Here is a 16,448-nt window from a genome sequence, read left to right on the forward strand (position 1 = left end):
TCCGTAGCAAACCATTCACTCAGGACTGCATTACCTCAATCAACTCACTCCCCAACTCCCCAGCAAACCTCCCTGATGCTGATTTTTCCGATCCTCATTGCGCCAACTGGGTGGTCAGTTGCGGCAGCACGTCAAACAAATCCGCCACCAGACCGTAATCTGCGACCTGAAAAATCGGAGCCTCTTCATCCTTGTTGATTGCAACTATCACTTTGGAATCCTTGATACCGGCCAGATGCTGGATTGCGCCTGAAATACCGACGGCAATATAGAGATCCGGAGCCACTATCTTGCCGGTCTGGCCAACCTGCATGTCGTTCGGCACGAAACCGGCATCAACAGCAGCACGGGAGGCACCGATGGCGGCACCCAGCCGGTCGGCCAGCTGCTCAATCAAGGCAAAGTTCTCGCCGTTACCCATACCCCGGCCGCCGGAGACAACGATCCGGGCCGAGGTCAGCTCCGGACGATCGGAGACAGATACACTTTCATCGATAAAGCGGGAGAGTCCGGCATCGCAAACAACCTCCACAGTGTCAATCGCAGCCGAACTACCGGTGGCGGCCACGGCATCGAAGGCGGTACTGCGCACCGTGATCACCTTGACAGGATCCAGTGATTGGACGGTGGCGATGGCATTACCGGCATAGATGGGTCGCTTGAAGGTATCAGGGCTTTCGACCGCAACGATGTCGGACAACTGCCCCACATCCAGCAGCGCCGCGACGCGCGGCAGCAGGTTCTTGCCGGTCGTGGTCGCCGGCGTTAGTACATGGTGGTACTCCTTGCCGCTTTCATCCACCAGGTGCGCCACCAGCAAGGCGACGTTTTCGGCCAGCTGATGCATATAGACCTGATTATCCGCCAACAGTACCCGGAATACGCCGGCAACGCTGGCAGCTTCTTCGGCAGCAGCCTGACAGCCGACACCGGCTACCAGAATTTCTATCTCGCCGCCTATCTGGGCTGCCGCCGAGACCGTATTCAAGGTAGCCGGCTTCAGACTGCCGTTATCATGTTCCGCAACAATCAGAATAGCCATCAGATCACCTTCGCTTCATTTTTCAGTTTGTCGACCAGCTCCGCAACCGAAGCCACCTTGCTACCCCCTTGACGCGCGACCGGAGGCTCCACCTTCAGCAGCTGGGCATGAACGCGTAGCTCCACCCCAAGCTCTGCCGGGGTTTTGACCTCCAGCGGCTTTCTCTTCGCCTTCATGATGTTCGGCAAGGAAGCATAACGCGGCTCGTTGAGACGCAAATCCGTGGTGATGATCGCAGGTAGCCTCAGGCCGACAGTCTGCAGACCGCCGTCGACTTCCCGGGTAACCAGGACCTCATCGCCCTCAACTTTTACTGCGGAGGCAAACGTCCCCTGCCCCATGCCAGTGATCGCGGCCAACATCTGGCCGATCTGATTGTTATCGGCATCAATAGCCTGCTTACCCAACAGCACCAGGTCCGGCTTTTCCTCTGCCATCACCTTGGTCAACAGCTTGGCTATTGACAAAGGTTCGGAGCCGATCTCTGTCTCGACATGGATACCTCGATCGGCACCCAGTGCCAGCGACGCACGGATTTGCTCCTGTACGGCTTTCGGGCCGATGGACACAACCACGACTTCGGTGGCCGTGCCGGCTTCCTTCAGTCGAATCGCTTCCTCGACGGCAATTTCGCAGAACGGATTGAGCGCCATCTTGACGTTGCCCAGATCTACATCGCTGTGATCCGCCTTGACGCGAACCTTGACGTTGTAATCAATAACTCTTTTAACGCTGACCAGAATCTTCATTTCAAAAACCTCCGTTTATCAACGAGAGACTGGCTGCCAGCCGACAACCAGTCTGATATCAGTCCTGCAGTACAGTACGGGCGATAATATTGCGCTGGACCTCGGATGAGCCTTCATAGATGCGCATAATGCGCACATCGCGAACATAGCGCTCGAGCGGCATTTCACGGGTGTAACCGTAGCCACCATGGATCTGCAACGCCTTGTCGGTAATGCGCCCGGCCGCTTCGGACGCGTAGAGTTTCGCCATTGCCGACTCCTGCGAAAACCGTTCTCCCTGCTCACGCTTGGTGGCTGCTTTCAAGCCGAACATGCGTGCCGCTTCCAAATCGGTCGCCATATCGGCAATCATCCATTGCAGGCCCTGGAACTCGGCAATGGGATGGTCGTTAACCTCACGGGTCTTGGCCCAGAACAGGGCAGCTTGATAGGCGGCACGAGCGATACCGGTACAGCTGGCGGCGATTTCAACCCGTCCGTTATCCAGCACATGCATGGCGGTACGGAACCCCTTGCCTTCTTCTCCGCCCAGCAGGTTCGCGGCCGGCACCTCGCAGTCCAGCGCGACTTCAAAGACATGGCCGCCCTTCAGGCCCATGGTGCGTTCGGGAGAACTCACCTCGACTCCGGCCGAATGACGATCGACGATAAAGGCGCTGATACCGCGGTGACCGGCACTCTTGTCGGTCTTGGCGTAAACCACCAGGAAGTCCGCCTCGGCGGCATTGGAGATAAAGTGTTTGACGCCGCGGATGCGGTAGCCATTTTCGGTTTTCTCCGCCACTGTACGCATGGCGGCCGGATTCGATCCTGCGCTGGGTTCGGTCAGCGCAAAGCCACCGAGCTTGCGACCTGCCGCAGCGTCGGGCAACCAGGCCTGTTTCTGCTCCTCGGTACCGCCCAGCAGGATCGAATCGGTAGACAGAAAATGTGCTGTGACCATGGAGGCGGTGGAGCCACAGGCCGCTGCCAGGTGTTCAACGGCCAGGTAAAGAGAAACGGCAGATACACCGGTACCGCCATAGGCTTCCGGCAGGTTCATCCCCATGATCCCGATATCGGACAATGCCGGCCGATGGCAGGTTGCCGACAGGCTGTTCTCGTCTACTTCCGCTGCAGCCGGTGCTATCACCTCTTGGCAAAAACGCTGCAGTGCATCGGACAACATCTGATCATCTTCGGTAACGGTAATATTCATATTCATCTCTCCTCGCTGTGCCGATTCCGGTCAAGAAAGTCCGGTCACTCAGGACGTCAGGTGTTTTCAGGACACAACTGTCCTCCACCTGCAGAAATCGGCTGGTGAAATATGGGTGTTATTGGTTTCAGGCCATAGGACTCTGGGCCGCTGGTATTAAGGTTTGGGAACCTGGTCGAACAGCTCGCCGTTATGCTCGCCCAGAGTCGGTGCCGTCTTGGGCACTGATGTTTTCCAGCTACTGGCCCGGACCGGCTGGGCCATCATGGGAATATCCCCGAGGCGTGGATGGTGCTGAGTCGGCAATAATTGACGTTCACCATCGCGAGCGTGCGCCAGAGCTTCATCCATCCCCAGCACAGGTGAGGCTGGAATTCCGGCCCCGGCTAGGGCGGCGATGGCCGACTCCACGCTATGTCCGGCAAGCCAGGTTTCTATCAGATCCCGTAACTCCGGCTCATGGCGGGTACGCTCTTCATCGGAACTAAAACGGGGATCTTCGGCGATGGCCGGCTGATCCATGGCGCCGCAGAGGGCGGCGAATTGGCGGTTGTTCAGCACAGCGATAATCACTTGTCCATTTTGGGCAGAGAAAGAGCCAAAGGGTGTAGACAGCGGGTGCCGGTTGCCGACTCGTCCGGGGGCCTCACCACCGAACATCCACTGGGCTACCGGAGTTGGCATCAACGAGAACAGGCAGTCCAGCATGGCGATATCCAGATGGACACCCTCTCCGCTACGCTGCCGATCGAACAAGGCTGCCAATATGGCCCAGGAGGCATAGAGCCCCGCTACCAGATCGGCAATGGATTCGCCGACCTTGGTCGGTTCACCATCCTTCTCGCCGGTAATCGCCATCATGCCAGACATCGCCTGTACCACCAGATCGTAGGCCGGTAGCTGGCTATGCTCACCGCTCTGACCGAAACCGGAAATACTGGCATAGATGATATCCGGGTTAACTGCCTTGACTGCCTCGTATCCCACACCAAGACGCTCGGCCACACCGGGTTTGAAGTTTTCAACAAAGACATCGGCATCGCTCGCCAGCTCCAGCACCCAGGCCAGGTGACTACTGTTTTTAAGATCCGCTACCACCCCTTTCTTATTGCGATTCATCAGGGTGAACAGAGCGCTTTCCCCTTCTTTGAAGGGACCTACATGGCGATACTCATCTCCCGCCGGCGGCTCTACCTTGATGATGTCGGCGCCCAGGTCCGATAACAAGGCAGTACAGAAAGGACCGGATAAAACCCGGGTCAGATCGACTATCTTGATTCCCTCTAGGGGCAGGCGCTTACTATTCAGTTCCATGATAGGGCACTCTCTCATTCGTCCTTTGATGTTGAGATCGAGTTTGTCAGCACGTTATCATTGTGTAAAATAGTAGTTACAGATATTAACTATGTGATTTTCTGATAGTGATTACACTTCACCAGCTCAAGGTTTTCGTCGCGGTTGCCGAATACGGCGGCACCTCTGCTGCTGCCCGCAGCCTGCACCTGTCACAACCGGCGGTATCGCTTATCGTGCGCAACCTGGAAACAGAACTGGAAGCCGACCTGTTTATCCGCAACCCTCCCAAGGGACTTTCGATCACCCCGTTCGGACGCGGCAAACTGGAAGAGGCTCGCGCCCTGCTATCCAGGGCGGACGCGTTTAGGGAGCCTCAGGATGCAGGCGATCAGCTTCGCGGCCAGATCACCATCGGCTACTTCACCACTCTGGGGCCTTCCTATATCCCCAACCTGATCCGACGCCTGAAAAGCAGGCTGCCCAAAGTCGAGATCCAATTACGCGAAGGCGATCTCAGTTCGGTCAACCGAATGCTCAATACCGGTCAGGTCGAACTGGCCCTGACCTACGATCTGGGCATGACCGGACGACCCCAGGTGTATCTGCTGAAGGAATGCCAGTTCTATGCAGCCCTGCCGCCGGAACACCTGCTGGCAAAACAGGATAGTGTTACCCTCGAAGAGCTGGCGCAAGAAGATCTGATCCAGATTGACCTGCCCTCCAGCCGGGAGTTTCTGATGTCTCCCTTCTGGCAGTATCATTTGCAACCCAATATCACCTACAAAACCACCTCACTGGAGATAGCGCGCGGTATGGTGGCTCACGGCCTCGGTGTGTCCGTGTTGATCACCCGCCCTGCTTCGCGGCTGACCTATGACGGCGCCTCCTTGGTCTGTCGGCCCATTTCAAACGAGCTGCCGTCACAAAAATTAGTAATGGCCCATTCCCACCACTTTTCGCCGACTCAGGTAGCCGAAGCTGTAATGAATGAAATCAAAACAATGTTTTCCGAAGAGGATGAGTCCACAGAGCCTGTTCAGTAATCTGGATTAAGGTGCCCCTGTGATTTTCAACCATAAAAAAACCGCTGCCGAGGCAGCGGTTTTTAGCAAAGAGTAATCATTGTTTATAAACCCGGGCCTTTCATCACCAGTGGCAAGCCAGCGGCGGTAAAAATAACCCGCTCACAGCGCGCGGCTACCGCCTGATGCAGGAAACCGCTTTCATCGACAAAGCGGCGTGACAGCTCCCCCAGCGGCACTATGCCCATGCCGACTTCATTGCTCACTATCACCAGTTCGCCGTTAAAATTTTCCAGGGCCTGTAAAAAATCCTGCCGCTGTTGTGGCCAGCAGTCCTGATGCAGGCAGTTGCTCAGCCACAGGGTGAGGCAGTCGATCATCACCGCATCATAATCCTGCAGCTCAGCCAGCGCCTCGGCCAGTGCAACCGGGGCTTCAATGGTGTGCCAGTGTCCGGACCTTTGTTGCCGATGCCGGGTAATACGCGCCTCCATTTCAGCATCATTCCAGGCTTTGTTGGCGGTCGCGATATAGGCCACCTTGTCACCACAATCGGCGCAGAGTCTTTCTGCCAGGCTGCTCTTGCCCGAGCGTGCTCCACCCAAAACAAACTGTTTCATACTCGTATACCCTGGTTTTCTTTATCCGGATCCTGAAAAAAGCCGATATGATACGTTGGCTTCTGGATGATGTTGTACCGCTGCGAACGGTGTTGGGATTCGTTCCTCGTCCCAACCTAGGAACTGTTGTGCCACTACATACGGCGTGTCGGTGGAGCGGACCCTTTGTCCGGGATTGAAATGACAGACAAAAAGATCGCCGCTGTAATCCGATGGGTATTAGGATTCCTCACCCCAAGGACCCCTCACTCCTCACTCTTTATCTTCACCCATAAAAAAACCGCTGCCGAGGCAGCGGTTTTTGTCAAAGAACCAGCGTCTTTAAAGCAGAATTACTTCTTGGCTTCAGCGGCTTTACGTTCTTTAACCTGAGCAATAACTTTTTCGGATACGTTGGCCGGACAAGCCGCGTAGTGGGAGAACTCCATGGAGAACTGACCACGACCGGAAGACATGGTACGCAGTGAACCGATGTAACCGAACATTTCGGACAGGGGGACGTCGGCCTTGATACGAACACCGGTAACGCCAGCCATCTGATCCTTGATCATGCCACGACGACGGTTAAGGTCACCGATAACATCACCTACGTTGTCTTCCGGGCTGAACACGTCAACCTTCATGATCGGCTCAAGCAGCTGCGGCTTGGCTTTGGCAATGGACTGACGGAAAGCGCCTTTAGCAGCGATTTCAAACGCGATGGCCGAGGAGTCAACGGCGTGGAAAGCACCGTCGATCAGTTCGAATTCAACGTCCAGCACCGGGAAGCCGGCGATGGTACCGGTGTCCATCATGCTGCCGAAACCTTTCTGAACTGCAGGCCAGAATTCTTTCGGTACGTTACCACCCACAACGGATGATTTGAACACGAAGCCGGTGTTGGCTTCACCCGGACGGATGATGTAGTCGATCTTACCGTACTGACCGGAACCACCAGACTGCTTCTTGTGGGTGTAGCTGTCTTCCACTTCGGCGGTGATGGTTTCGCGGTAAGCAACCTGCGGCTCACCCACGATCAGTTCAACACCGTAGGTACGCTTCAGAATGTCGACCTTGATGTCCAGGTGCAGTTCGCCCATGCCTTTCAGGATGGTTTCACCGGAATCTTCATCGGTTTCTACGCGGAAAGACGGATCTTCGGCGATCATCTTGCCGATAGCCACGCCCATCTTCTCGGAACCGTTCTTGTCTTTCGGCGCAACGGCGATAGAGATAACCGGCTCGGGGAACACCATGGCTTCCAGAGTACAGGGGTGCTTGACGTCACACAGGGTGTGGCCAGTCTGTACGTTCTTCATGCCGATGATGGCGATGATGTCACCGGCTTGTGCCGATTCCAGCTCGTTACGTTCGTCGGCGTGCATTTCAACCATGCGGCCAACACGTTCGGTTTTGCCGGTAGCGCTGTTGAGGATGGTATCACCCTTCTTCAGACGGCCCGCATAGATACGAACGAAGGTCAGGGCACCGAAACGGTCATCCATGATCTTGAATGCCAGTGCTTTCAGCGGCAGATCGGCATCAACAATGGCGTGCTCGCCGGTTTCGTTACCTTCTTCGTCGGTCAGCGGCTGGGGCTCAACTTCAACCGGGTTCGGCAGGTAGTCAACAACGGCGTCCAGTACCAGCTGCATGCCCTTGTTCTTGAAGGCAGAACCACAGTAGGTCGGGAACAGGGCCAGGTTACGAGTACCAGTACGGATACAACGCTTGATGTCTTCGATAGAAGGTTCAACACCTTCCATGTAGGATTCCATCAGGTCGTCGTCTTGCTCAACGGCGCTTTCTACCAGCATTTCGCGGTATTCTTCTACCTGATCAACCATGTCGGCCGGCACGTCTTCGACGGTAAAGTTTTCTGGCAGGCCAGACTCGTCCCAGACGTATGCTTTACGGGTCAGCAGGTCAACAACGCCCTTGAACTCGTCTTCACGACCGATCGGCAGCACCATCACGATGGGGTTGGCCGCCAGTACGTCACGGGTCTGCTGAACAACGCGCAGGAAGTCGGCACCGATACGGTCCAGCTTGTTAACGAAGATGATACGCGCAACTTCGGAGTCGTTCGCATAGCGCCAGTTGGTTTCTGACTGGGGCTCAACACCGCCTGAACCACAGAATACACCGATACCGCCATCCAGCACTTTCAGGGAACGGTAAACTTCAACGGTGAAGTCAACGTGTCCGGGGGTGTCGATAACGTTGAAGCGGTGGTCTTTCCAGAAACAGCTTACGGCTGCAGACTGGATGGTAATACCGCGCTCGGCTTCCTGCTCCATGAAGTCGGTAGTAGATTCACCATCGTGAGTCTCGCCCGACTTGTGGATTTTACCGGTCAGCTTGAGGATACGCTCGGTGGTCGTGGTTTTGCCCGCGTCAACGTGAGCGAAGATACCGATGTTTCTGTATTTGGATAATTCGGACATGATGCAACTTTTATGGTTGATTAAAGAAGTAGACGGAGCATGTGAAGAGTACCGACACACCGCACATCAGGTTTTTTAGGCGCGTATTATGCAGTAGAACCTTGTCGGGCGCAAATGGCCGCGGCAATAAAACAGAACACTTTTTGCACAAATCGAATCTTCATTGACAACACGTATCGCCTCTAATCCGATACTCGGCAGTTACGGCCACTTGCCCCTTGAAGCGACAGCGTCACATGCAGTGTATATTACATGCTTCCGCTGGCGACCTTGTAGTAGACCCAGCCAAACAGGCCGGCAAAGATCAATGCGGTCAGTAACACCTTGAGCCAGATGAATTTCACGGGTTTCTCCTGCAACAGGCACCGGCAGATGGCGCCATCGATTCCAATGCCTGAATGTTACACCAGAGTCATTATTGATTCACGCCGAGCGAGGCGGCCAGCACCCAGATGGCCAGCACCACCAGCACCGACATCATGCCCAGATAACTCAGATTCCAGCGCATGATACGAAAGGAGTCGATTCCGTAGCGCCCCTGAAAGGCCAGGTTGATGCCGGACAAGGGGCCGGTAGAGGTTCCTACCGCCCAGGACGACAAAAACACCAGCGCCAGCAGGGTATGATCAGGCGCAAGCGGTGCCAGCACCGAGCCCGCCAGCGCAATACAGATGATGGGATGAATACCAAGCAGGGAAAGCAACACAATCGCCAGATAGGTCAGGCTGGCCTCGGCAGCACCAAAGCCACTCAGCGGCAGGCGCCCGCCCCAACTCGACAGCAGGCTGTCCAGTCCGTAAGCCAGTACCCCGGCGGCGAGAAACAGCGCCAGCTCGTTGCCCATTTGCGGCAGGCGGCCATTCACCAGTTGCCCCAGTCCCGCCAGCGGCGAGCGTCTGGTCGCCATCAGGATCAGCAGGCTGAGCAAGGGCGCCAGCAGGGTAATCACCGCCAGAATAGACAGCGCCGGCCACAGCTGGTGCAACAGCAGCACCGCAACCGCCAGCAGCCCCGGCAACAGCAAACCGGACAGATGCAGGGGATAGCCGGTAAACTCGCTCGCCGCCGCCTGTTCTCCACCCTCCTCCCCATCATGCTGACGACTCAACTGCCACCAGGTCAGTGCCAGCCCCGATAATGCCAACGGCATGCTGACCAGCCAGAGCGAGGCCAGCTTCGCCTGGGGCGCCACGCTCAATGCCACCGCCATGGCGGCAAAAAAGGGTGACCAGAAGGCCGCGGCGGTAAAACCGCGAATCAGCACTATGGCCTGCTCCCGGCTGACACTGCCTGCCCGCGACAGCCGGTCGCCGATGATAAACACCGACGACAGGTTGATCACGGAGCCAAACAGATGCACCGCGCCCAGGGTCGAGGCCACCGCCCGCTGCCCTCGGGGCCAGCCCGTCTCGTCTTCACCACCCGGTCGGCTCACCAGCCCGAGAAAGCTCACCGCCACCAGCATGGACAGCAGACCGCTGTTGCCGGCCACGATGCGCTCGATATTCACTTCGGCGCCCAGCCGCCGACTCAGCACCAGACAGCCGGCCCCCACCAGCAGCAACAGCAGCGCCTGAACACGATTGCGCCGAGCCAGCCCCGGCCACAACAAGGCCGCCGCACACCAGTAGCTGGCCCCGGCCCAGCCCGGCGCCACCGGCAGCCCCAGCAACTCCGCCGCCACCAGTGCCATGGCCGTCATGATCAGTATTCCCGCCAGCCGACTGCGCGAGGCAAGAGGAAAAAGAGAGTAAAGGGTGGCGAGCAAGGGGGTGGGCTCCGTCTTGGAATGAGGACAAGGTATCGATCATACCGCCCCCACCCTGCGGATGCCTATAGCCGTCAACAAAAACGCCATGGTTCACACCATGGCGTCTTATCGGCTCGTCGCTTGCCAGTTATACCAAAGGGATTAAATAATTGATCTATTTGGTTGCTCTGCAAAGGTCGGACAAATGGCCCGCTCCGCCGACACGCCGTGGGACGTGACACTCACTGCTTTAGCCTACTGCGAACATTCACTGGATGTTCGATCAGACTAAAGCACTTCGTCACGGCAGCAAGCTGCCCCCTCTAGGCTCCGCCGCGCCATCCTTGGCGCAGAGGGTCGGCGGAGCAGATCCCTTTATCCTCCCTGATGCCAAGGAGTTGCCTGTTGGCGCCGCCTGCAGACAACTCGGTGCTCGAGAAGAGGCAACAGAGATCGACTGCCACGACCGTGAAATGCCATGGACGGCATTTCCCGAGCCCTCAGGGGGCAGCTTGCTGCCTGCATCAAGTTTGGTGATGGACCAAACATCCAGTGAATGTTTGCAGCCATCGTCAAGCGCAGGTGGCCTTAGCCCATGGCGTGTCGTGGGAGGCGGCGGTGTTACCTCTGAGCTCGGGTTTAAAAATGATCAGATCTTTATTCAAATTGGTATTACCCTTTGTAAATCTTGGGGTTGAACACATCGCGCAGCCAGTCGCCGAGCAGGTTGATCACCAGCACCAGTATCACCAGATAGATACCGGGAAAGGCGGTAATCCACCAGGAGCCGGAGAAAATGTAGCTGAAGCCCATGCTGATCAAGGAGCCCAACGAGGGTTTGTCTACCGGCATGCCCAGGCCCAGAAACGACAGCGCCGCCTCGCTCATGATGGCGTTGGCCACCTGCACCGTCGAGATAACCAGTATCGGCGACAGGCAGTTGGGCAGTATGTGGCGAAACATGATGCGCATCGACTTGAAGCCCATCACCTGCGCCGCCTCCACGTATTCCTTCTTTTTCTCCGCCAGTACGGTGGCGCGAATGGTGCGGGCATACTGGGGCCATTCGGCCAGGCCGATGATCACCACCAGCATCAGCACCGCATACTCGGCATAGAAGTCCGCGCCCAGGGTGGCCTGAAACACCGCCGACACGATAATGGCCACCATCATGGTCGAGAACGACAGTTGCACATCGGCAAAACGCATCAAGAGGTTGTCGATACGGCCGCCGAAGTAACCGGCCGACAGGCCTACTACTATGCCAATCACCAGCTGCAGCGCCACCGCGCCCAGGCCAATGATCAAAGACACCCGTGAGCCATAGAGCATGGTGCTCAGAATATCCCGCCCCTGCACATCGGTACCGAGCAGAAAACGCTCGTCGCCCATCTCCAGCCAGCTCGGCGGCAGCTCCGAGTCCAGAATGTCGATGGTCGCCAGATCGTAAGGATTGTGCGGCGCGATAATCGGCGACAGCAAGGCGGCGGCCAGCAGGGCCACAAACACCGCAAAGCTGAACATGGCCACTCTGTCACGCCGAAAGTGATACAAAAAGTCCGACTGCCTGAAGCGGGCCCAGCGGCTCGAGTTAACGTCTGTCGTCATCATGCTTACCCCTTCGCGGCCAGGTTAACGGTCGGATTGATCAGACCGTAGATCAAATCGACGATGGTATTGGTCACCACAAAGATAAAGCCGACAAAAATCACGTAGGTGGTGATCAGGGGCGTATCCACCCGGTTGATGGCATCGAGAAACAGCAGCCCGATACCCGGCCACTGAAACACGGTTTCGGTCAGTATGGTGTAGGCCACCATGGTGCCGATTTGCACCCCGCCCACGGTGATCAGCGGCAGCAGGGTATTTTTCAGCGCATGGATAAACCAGATACGGTATTTGTCCAGGCCCTTGGCCCAGGAAAACTTGACGTATTCCGCGCTCAGCTGCTCCAGCATTTCGGAACGCACCAGCCGAATGAACAGCGGCAGCATGATCGACGATAGCGCAATGCTCGGCAAAATCAGGTTGCGAAAGCCCTGCCAGTTGAACAGGCCCGACTCCCAGCCCAGCGGACTGGTCAACTCGCCCCGGCCATAGGCGGGCAGCCAGCCCAGCTCGATGGAAAACACATACATCAGCAGAATGGCGGTGAGGAACACCGGCACCGAAATGCCGATAATGCTGATACCCATCACCGCCCGGGACAAGAACGCACGGGGTTTGATGGCGGAATAGACCCCCAGCGGAATGCTGAGCGCAATAATGAGCACGCTGGCACAGAACACCAGTTCCAGGGTGGCCGGCAATTTCTCGAAAATAACCTCCAGGGTCGGCTGCTTGTAAAAGTAGGAGGTGCCAAAATCTCCCTGCAGGGCATGACCGATAAAACGCCCGTATTTGACCAGAAAGGGATCGTTCAGCCCCATCTCGGTTCGCATCTGCTGACGCACCTCTTCCGATACCGACTGGCCGACCAGCTCACGCAGCGGATCGCCCAGATTGTCCTGAATCGAAAACGCCACCAGACTGATGACGAACATCACGATCAGCACCTGGAACAGCCGTTTCAGTAAAAAAGTAAGCATGGTTGTGATATCCAATTACGGGATTGGGGATCGAAAAACAGGGATTTGGGAATAGGGATTGGGGACTGGAAGGGATTGCCCTGCCAGCCCCCGACTCAGGACCTTAGGTGTGAAGCTCTAGTCCCAAGTCCCTAATCCCGAGTCCCGAGTCCCGAGTCCCGGATCTTATTCGATCACCAGATCACCCAGATACGGGAAGTCCATGGCGTTGACGACAGGCTCGGCCGCAACATTGTTGCGGGCGCCCCAGGCCAGATTCTGCCAGTGCAGCGGCACGAAGGCGGCATCGTCATAGAGGATTTTCTCGGCCCGCTGCAGCATGAGTTCGCGCTTGCCACCGTCGGTTTCCAGGTTGGCGGACTCGATAAGTGCGTCCAGCTCGGGGTTGGAGTAATGACCGCAGTTGTACTGGCCGCGACCGGTTTCCTCGTTACGGGTCATGGTCAGGAACTCGGAGAAGTTGGCGGTGTCTTCGGTGTCCGAATGCCAGCCAATCATCAGCATGTCGGCGGCGCACTTGTCAAACTCCGGCCAGTACTGGGCCACCGGCAGGGTCTTGAGATCCACCTCTATGTTGATGCGTGCCAGCATCGCCTTCACCGCCTCGGCAATACGATAGTCATTCACGTAGCGGTTATTGGGCGCAATCATGCTGATCTTGAAGCCATCCTTGTAACCCGCCTCCTCCATCAGTTGCTTCGCCTTGTCCAGATCGTAACGCGGCGTCAGCTCGGGGTTGTGGCCCACATACCCGGCCGGCGCCTGCTGACCGGCGGTGGTGCCGAAGCCGCGCATGATGCGCTTGACGATACCGTCCTGATTGATGGCGTAGTTGACCGCCTGCCGTACCCGTACATCCTGGAACGGCTCGAAGCGTTCCTGATTCAGCTGAAAGGTAATAATGCGGGTACCCGCCTCGGTGACCAGCTTGACGTCATTGGCCGCTTCAACCCGGGCGTGATCGTTGGGCGACACCGGCTTGATGAAGTCCACATCACCGGCCAGCAGCGCCGCTACTCGAGTGGCGTCTTCCTTGATCGGTACCAGCGTCATCTTGTCCACGTTGCCGGGGGAGTTCTGATCCCAGTAATCGGCATTACGCTCGTATTCCACCTTCACACCCTGCTGGCGAAACTTGAGTTTGAAGGGACCGGTGCCCGAGGGATGAGTAGAGGCGAAAGAGCTGCCGTGTTTGACCACCTCACCCTTGTTCTTGCCGTCGTCGGTGGTGCCGCTGTAGAACTTCGAGTCCATCGGAAACAGATAGGTCGCGGTATTCAGCACCAGCGGAAAGGGTCCCTTGGTGACCAGGTCTACCGTATGGTCGTCTACCTTGCTGGCCGCGCTGAAGGGTTCGAAAATGGCCTTGAAGTCGGGCGATTCCTTCAGACGCTGAAAGGTCCAGACCACGTCGTCGGCGGTCAGCTCGTTGCCGCTGTGAAATTTCACGCCCTGGCGCAGGTGAAAACGCAGGGTGTTTTCATCGATGCGCTCCCATTTTTCTGCCAGCCGCGCTTCAAACTGAAAGTCCTTGGTCCACCGCACCAGGGGATCGAACAGCAGGTGAGACATTTCCATGGTGGCACCGGACAACTGCTCGTGGGGGTCCATCGACACCGGATCCGCGTCGTAGGCGATGGTGATATCCGCCGCCTGCACACTGAATGCCAGACCGGCCGCCAGCAGCGCCGCCGTTACTTTGTTGAGTCCTGATTTCATGAAACACTCCGTTGACATCATTAATATTTGCCCGCTTGGGCATTGGAAATGTCCAGGCCTTCCCGTGACATGCCCTTGAACTCGGGCATTAACGCAATCAGCGAGCGGCTGTAGGGATCCGCCGCATCGGTAAACAACTGCTCGGTGGGCGCCACCTCCACCAGGGTGCCTTTTTTCATCACCCCGATGCGATCGCACATCTGGCGGATCACCGGAAGATCGTGACTGATAAACAGCATGGTCAGCTTCAGCTCATCCTGCAAATCCTTGAGCAGATTCAATATTTGCGCCTGTACCGACACATCCAGCGCCGAGGTAGGCTCGTCGCAAATCAGCAGCCGGGGCCGGGTGGCCAGCGCCCGGGCGATGGAAATGCGCTGGCGCTGCCCGCCGGAAAACTCGTGAGGAAACTTCAGTCCCGCCGCCCGCCCCAGGCCGACATAATCGAGCAGATCATCGACGATGCCGCGGATCTGCGCCTCGTTTTGCGCCAACTGGTGAAAACGGATCGGCTCGGCAATGATGTCCGCCACCCGCATGCGCGGATTAAGCGAAGAATAGGGATTCTGAAACACCATCTGCATCTGCCGGCGCAGGGGGCGGCGTTGCTGCTCGCGTTTGATGGCGGTGAGTTCGATGCCCTCGAACCAGATCTTGCCGGTATCGGGCGGATACAGGCCGGTAATGGCCCGCGCTATGGTGGACTTGCCGGAGCCCGACTCCCCCACCAGACCGAAGGTTTCGCCTTCGTTAATCTCGAAGCTCACATCCTTGGTGGCCTGCAGATACTGGCGGCGGGAAGCAAACAGCGAATCCTTGGTGACGAAGCGCAGGTTGCAGTGCTCTACCCGCAACAGCGGCCCGGTATAGTCGCGCTGCTCCTGATTCTGACCCAGCCAGTGATGTTTGAGATCCAGACTGACCTTTTCCTTGGCGTCTTCGATGTAGGACACCAGCGGAAAGCGCCGCAGCTTGACGTCGGAACGCGGCACGGCGGAGATCAGGCTGCGGGTGTAATCGTGGCTGGGCGCGCCCAGCACCTGTCCGGTGGGGCCGATTTCCATCAGCCGGCCGCGATACATCACCGCCACCCGGTCGGTGACGTTGGACACCACCCCCATGTCGTGGGTCACCAGCATGCAGCCCACGTTGCGCTCTTTGCACAGGTTGCGGATCAGGGTCAGGATCTGATCCTGAATCGACACATCCAGCGCCGTGGTCGGCTCGTCGGCAATAATCAGTTCCGGGTCGCAGGACAGGGCAATCGCAATCACCACCCGCTGGCGCATGCCGCCGGAAAACTGATGCGGATACTGCCTGATGCGCAGCTCCGGCTGGGGAATGCCCACGGCGTCGAGCAAAGAAACGGCCTTCTGCCGCGCCTGCTCCCGGCTGATGTCGGTATTGGCCAGCAGGGTCTCGACCATCTGATATTCCACCGTCAGCAGCGGATTGAGCGAGGTCATGGGATCCTGAAAGATAAAGCCGATGCGGCTGCCACGAATGGCCCGCATCTCGGTCGGATTCAGGTCGGAGATCTTCTCGCCGTCCAGGTAAACCTCGCCGCTGGCAATGCTGCCGGGCGGGCTCAACAGGTTGATGACCGCATTGCCGATGGTCGACTTGCCGGCACCGGACTCCCCGACCACGCCGAGAATTTCGCCTTTTTCGATACTGAAGGAAAGGTCATCCACCGCGGCCATCACGCCATGACGGGACGGATATTCGATTCGCAGATGTTTTATTGCTAACAGGGACATGCTCATCCTTAATCGGGCCCGAGCCCTCGCTTGCGCATCCTTCAACCGACCAGGCCTCAATGGCAGCCGGTGCGTCGTTGCCGAGCATGGACAGCCGGCAACAAAAAAGCAACATTAGACCGCCATTGTAAGCCTGTCTTCACACCAAAACAAACCGCAGATATAGGGATGCAGCTCACAAATTCAGCAAGATATTTCGAGCATCAAATTATCAATGGTGTTTATGACTAAAGGCATCGTATAAGCCGAAAGACTGACGATAAAAAGTAGGCTTTTGA

Annotated in this window: 12 protein-coding genes; 1 reads left to right on the forward strand and 11 read right to left on the reverse strand. The window is 57.1% G+C overall.

Going from position 1 to position 16,448, the window contains the following annotated elements; translation table 11 throughout:
• Positions 1-94: 94 nt before the first annotated feature.
• The 4 genes from ABD827_RS10815 to ABD827_RS10830 form a co-directional block, all read right to left on the reverse strand.
• Positions 95-1,042 (reverse strand): electron transfer flavoprotein subunit alpha/FixB family protein, encoded by a 948-nt coding sequence (locus tag ABD827_RS10815; protein ID WP_344964801.1) that lies wholly within the window; start codon positions 1,040-1,042, stop codon positions 95-97.
• The gene (locus tag ABD827_RS10820; RefSeq protein ID WP_344964802.1) at positions 1,042-1,791 is read right to left on the reverse strand and encodes an electron transfer flavoprotein subunit beta/FixA family protein; all 750 of its coding nucleotides are present in this window, start codon (positions 1,789-1,791) and stop codon (positions 1,042-1,044) included. Before ABD827_RS10820 ends, ABD827_RS10815 begins: the two co-directional genes overlap by 1 nt.
• A 58-nt stretch (positions 1,792-1,849) precedes the next feature.
• Positions 1,850-2,989, reverse strand: coding sequence for an acyl-CoA dehydrogenase family protein (locus tag ABD827_RS10825; RefSeq protein ID WP_344964803.1), 1,140 nt, complete (start codon positions 2,987-2,989; stop codon positions 1,850-1,852).
• Positions 2,990-3,145: 156 nt separating this feature from the next.
• Complete coding sequence (locus tag ABD827_RS10830; RefSeq protein ID WP_344964804.1) at positions 3,146-4,303, reverse strand: CaiB/BaiF CoA transferase family protein; 1,158 nt, start codon at positions 4,301-4,303, stop codon at positions 3,146-3,148.
• A 107-nt stretch (positions 4,304-4,410) separates the two neighbouring features.
• Between ABD827_RS10830 and ABD827_RS10835 the strand changes: the two genes are divergently transcribed.
• Positions 4,411-5,328: a LysR family transcriptional regulator gene (locus ABD827_RS10835; RefSeq protein ID WP_344964805.1), complete on the forward strand. Its 918-nt coding sequence runs from the start codon at positions 4,411-4,413 to the stop codon at positions 5,326-5,328.
• Positions 5,329-5,411: 83 nt separating this feature from the next.
• On the opposite strand, the gene cobU is transcribed toward ABD827_RS10835, so the two are convergent.
• The 7 genes from cobU to ABD827_RS10870 form a co-directional block, all read right to left on the reverse strand.
• Complete coding sequence (gene cobU / locus ABD827_RS10840; protein WP_344964806.1) at positions 5,412-5,927, reverse strand: bifunctional adenosylcobinamide kinase/adenosylcobinamide-phosphate guanylyltransferase; 516 nt, start codon at positions 5,925-5,927, stop codon at positions 5,412-5,414.
• Between the two features lie 332 nt (positions 5,928-6,259).
• Entirely contained in the window at positions 6,260-8,353 is a 2,094-nt protein-coding gene (fusA, locus tag ABD827_RS10845; RefSeq protein ID WP_298718976.1) for an elongation factor G, read from the reverse strand.
• A 415-nt stretch (positions 8,354-8,768) separates the two neighbouring features.
• A complete protein-coding gene (locus ABD827_RS10850) occupies positions 8,769-10,121 on the reverse strand; it encodes a hypothetical protein (RefSeq protein WP_344964807.1) in 1,353 nt (450 codons plus the stop codon).
• Between the two features lie 654 nt (positions 10,122-10,775).
• Complete coding sequence (locus ABD827_RS10855; RefSeq protein WP_344964827.1) at positions 10,776-11,711, reverse strand: ABC transporter permease; 936 nt, start codon at positions 11,709-11,711, stop codon at positions 10,776-10,778.
• A 5-nt stretch (positions 11,712-11,716) separates the two neighbouring features.
• Entirely contained in the window at positions 11,717-12,691 is a 975-nt protein-coding gene (locus tag ABD827_RS10860; RefSeq protein WP_344964808.1) for an ABC transporter permease, read from the reverse strand.
• A gap of 165 nt (positions 12,692-12,856) precedes the next feature.
• The gene (locus ABD827_RS10865; protein WP_344964809.1) at positions 12,857-14,410 is read right to left on the reverse strand and encodes an ABC transporter substrate-binding protein; all 1,554 of its coding nucleotides are present in this window, start codon (positions 14,408-14,410) and stop codon (positions 12,857-12,859) included.
• Positions 14,411-14,430: 20 nt separating this feature from the next.
• A complete protein-coding gene (locus ABD827_RS10870; protein ID WP_344964811.1) occupies positions 14,431-16,170 on the reverse strand; it encodes a dipeptide ABC transporter ATP-binding protein in 1,740 nt (579 codons plus the stop codon).
• Positions 16,171-16,448: the final 278 nt, after the last annotated feature.

The sequence above is a fragment of the Oceanisphaera sediminis genome (genome assembly GCF_039539745.1).
GTDB lineage: Bacteria > Pseudomonadota > Gammaproteobacteria > Enterobacterales > Aeromonadaceae > Oceanimonas > Oceanimonas sediminis.

What these genes read in the sequence shown, in the direction of transcription:
- ABD827_RS10820 (WP_344964802.1), bottom strand. Translation starts at nt 1,791, where the DNA reads ATGAAGATTCTGGTCAGCGTTAAAAGAGTTATTGATTACAACGTCAAG.
- cobU (WP_344964806.1), bottom strand. Translation starts at nt 5,927, where the DNA reads ATGAAACAGTTTGTTTTGGGTGGAGCACGCTCGGGCAAGAGCAGCCTG.
- ABD827_RS10860 (WP_344964808.1), bottom strand. Translation starts at nt 12,691, where the DNA reads ATGCTTACTTTTTTACTGAAACGGCTGTTCCAGGTGCTGATCGTGATG.
- ABD827_RS10825 (WP_344964803.1), bottom strand. Translation starts at nt 2,989, where the DNA reads ATGAATATTACCGTTACCGAAGATGATCAGATGTTGTCCGATGCACTG.
- ABD827_RS10855 (WP_344964827.1), bottom strand. Translation starts at nt 11,711, where the DNA reads ATGACGACAGACGTTAACTCGAGCCGCTGGGCCCGCTTCAGGCAGTCG.
- ABD827_RS10815 (WP_344964801.1), bottom strand. Translation starts at nt 1,042, where the DNA reads ATGGCTATTCTGATTGTTGCGGAACATGATAACGGCAGTCTGAAGCCG.
- fusA (WP_298718976.1), bottom strand. Translation starts at nt 8,353, where the DNA reads ATGTCCGAATTATCCAAATACAGAAACATCGGTATCTTCGCTCACGTT.
- ABD827_RS10870 (WP_344964811.1), bottom strand. Translation starts at nt 16,170, where the DNA reads ATGTCCCTGTTAGCAATAAAACATCTGCGAATCGAATATCCGTCCCGT.
- ABD827_RS10830 (WP_344964804.1), bottom strand. Translation starts at nt 4,303, where the DNA reads ATGGAACTGAATAGTAAGCGCCTGCCCCTAGAGGGAATCAAGATAGTC.
- ABD827_RS10865 (WP_344964809.1), bottom strand. Translation starts at nt 14,410, where the DNA reads ATGAAATCAGGACTCAACAAAGTAACGGCGGCGCTGCTGGCGGCCGGT.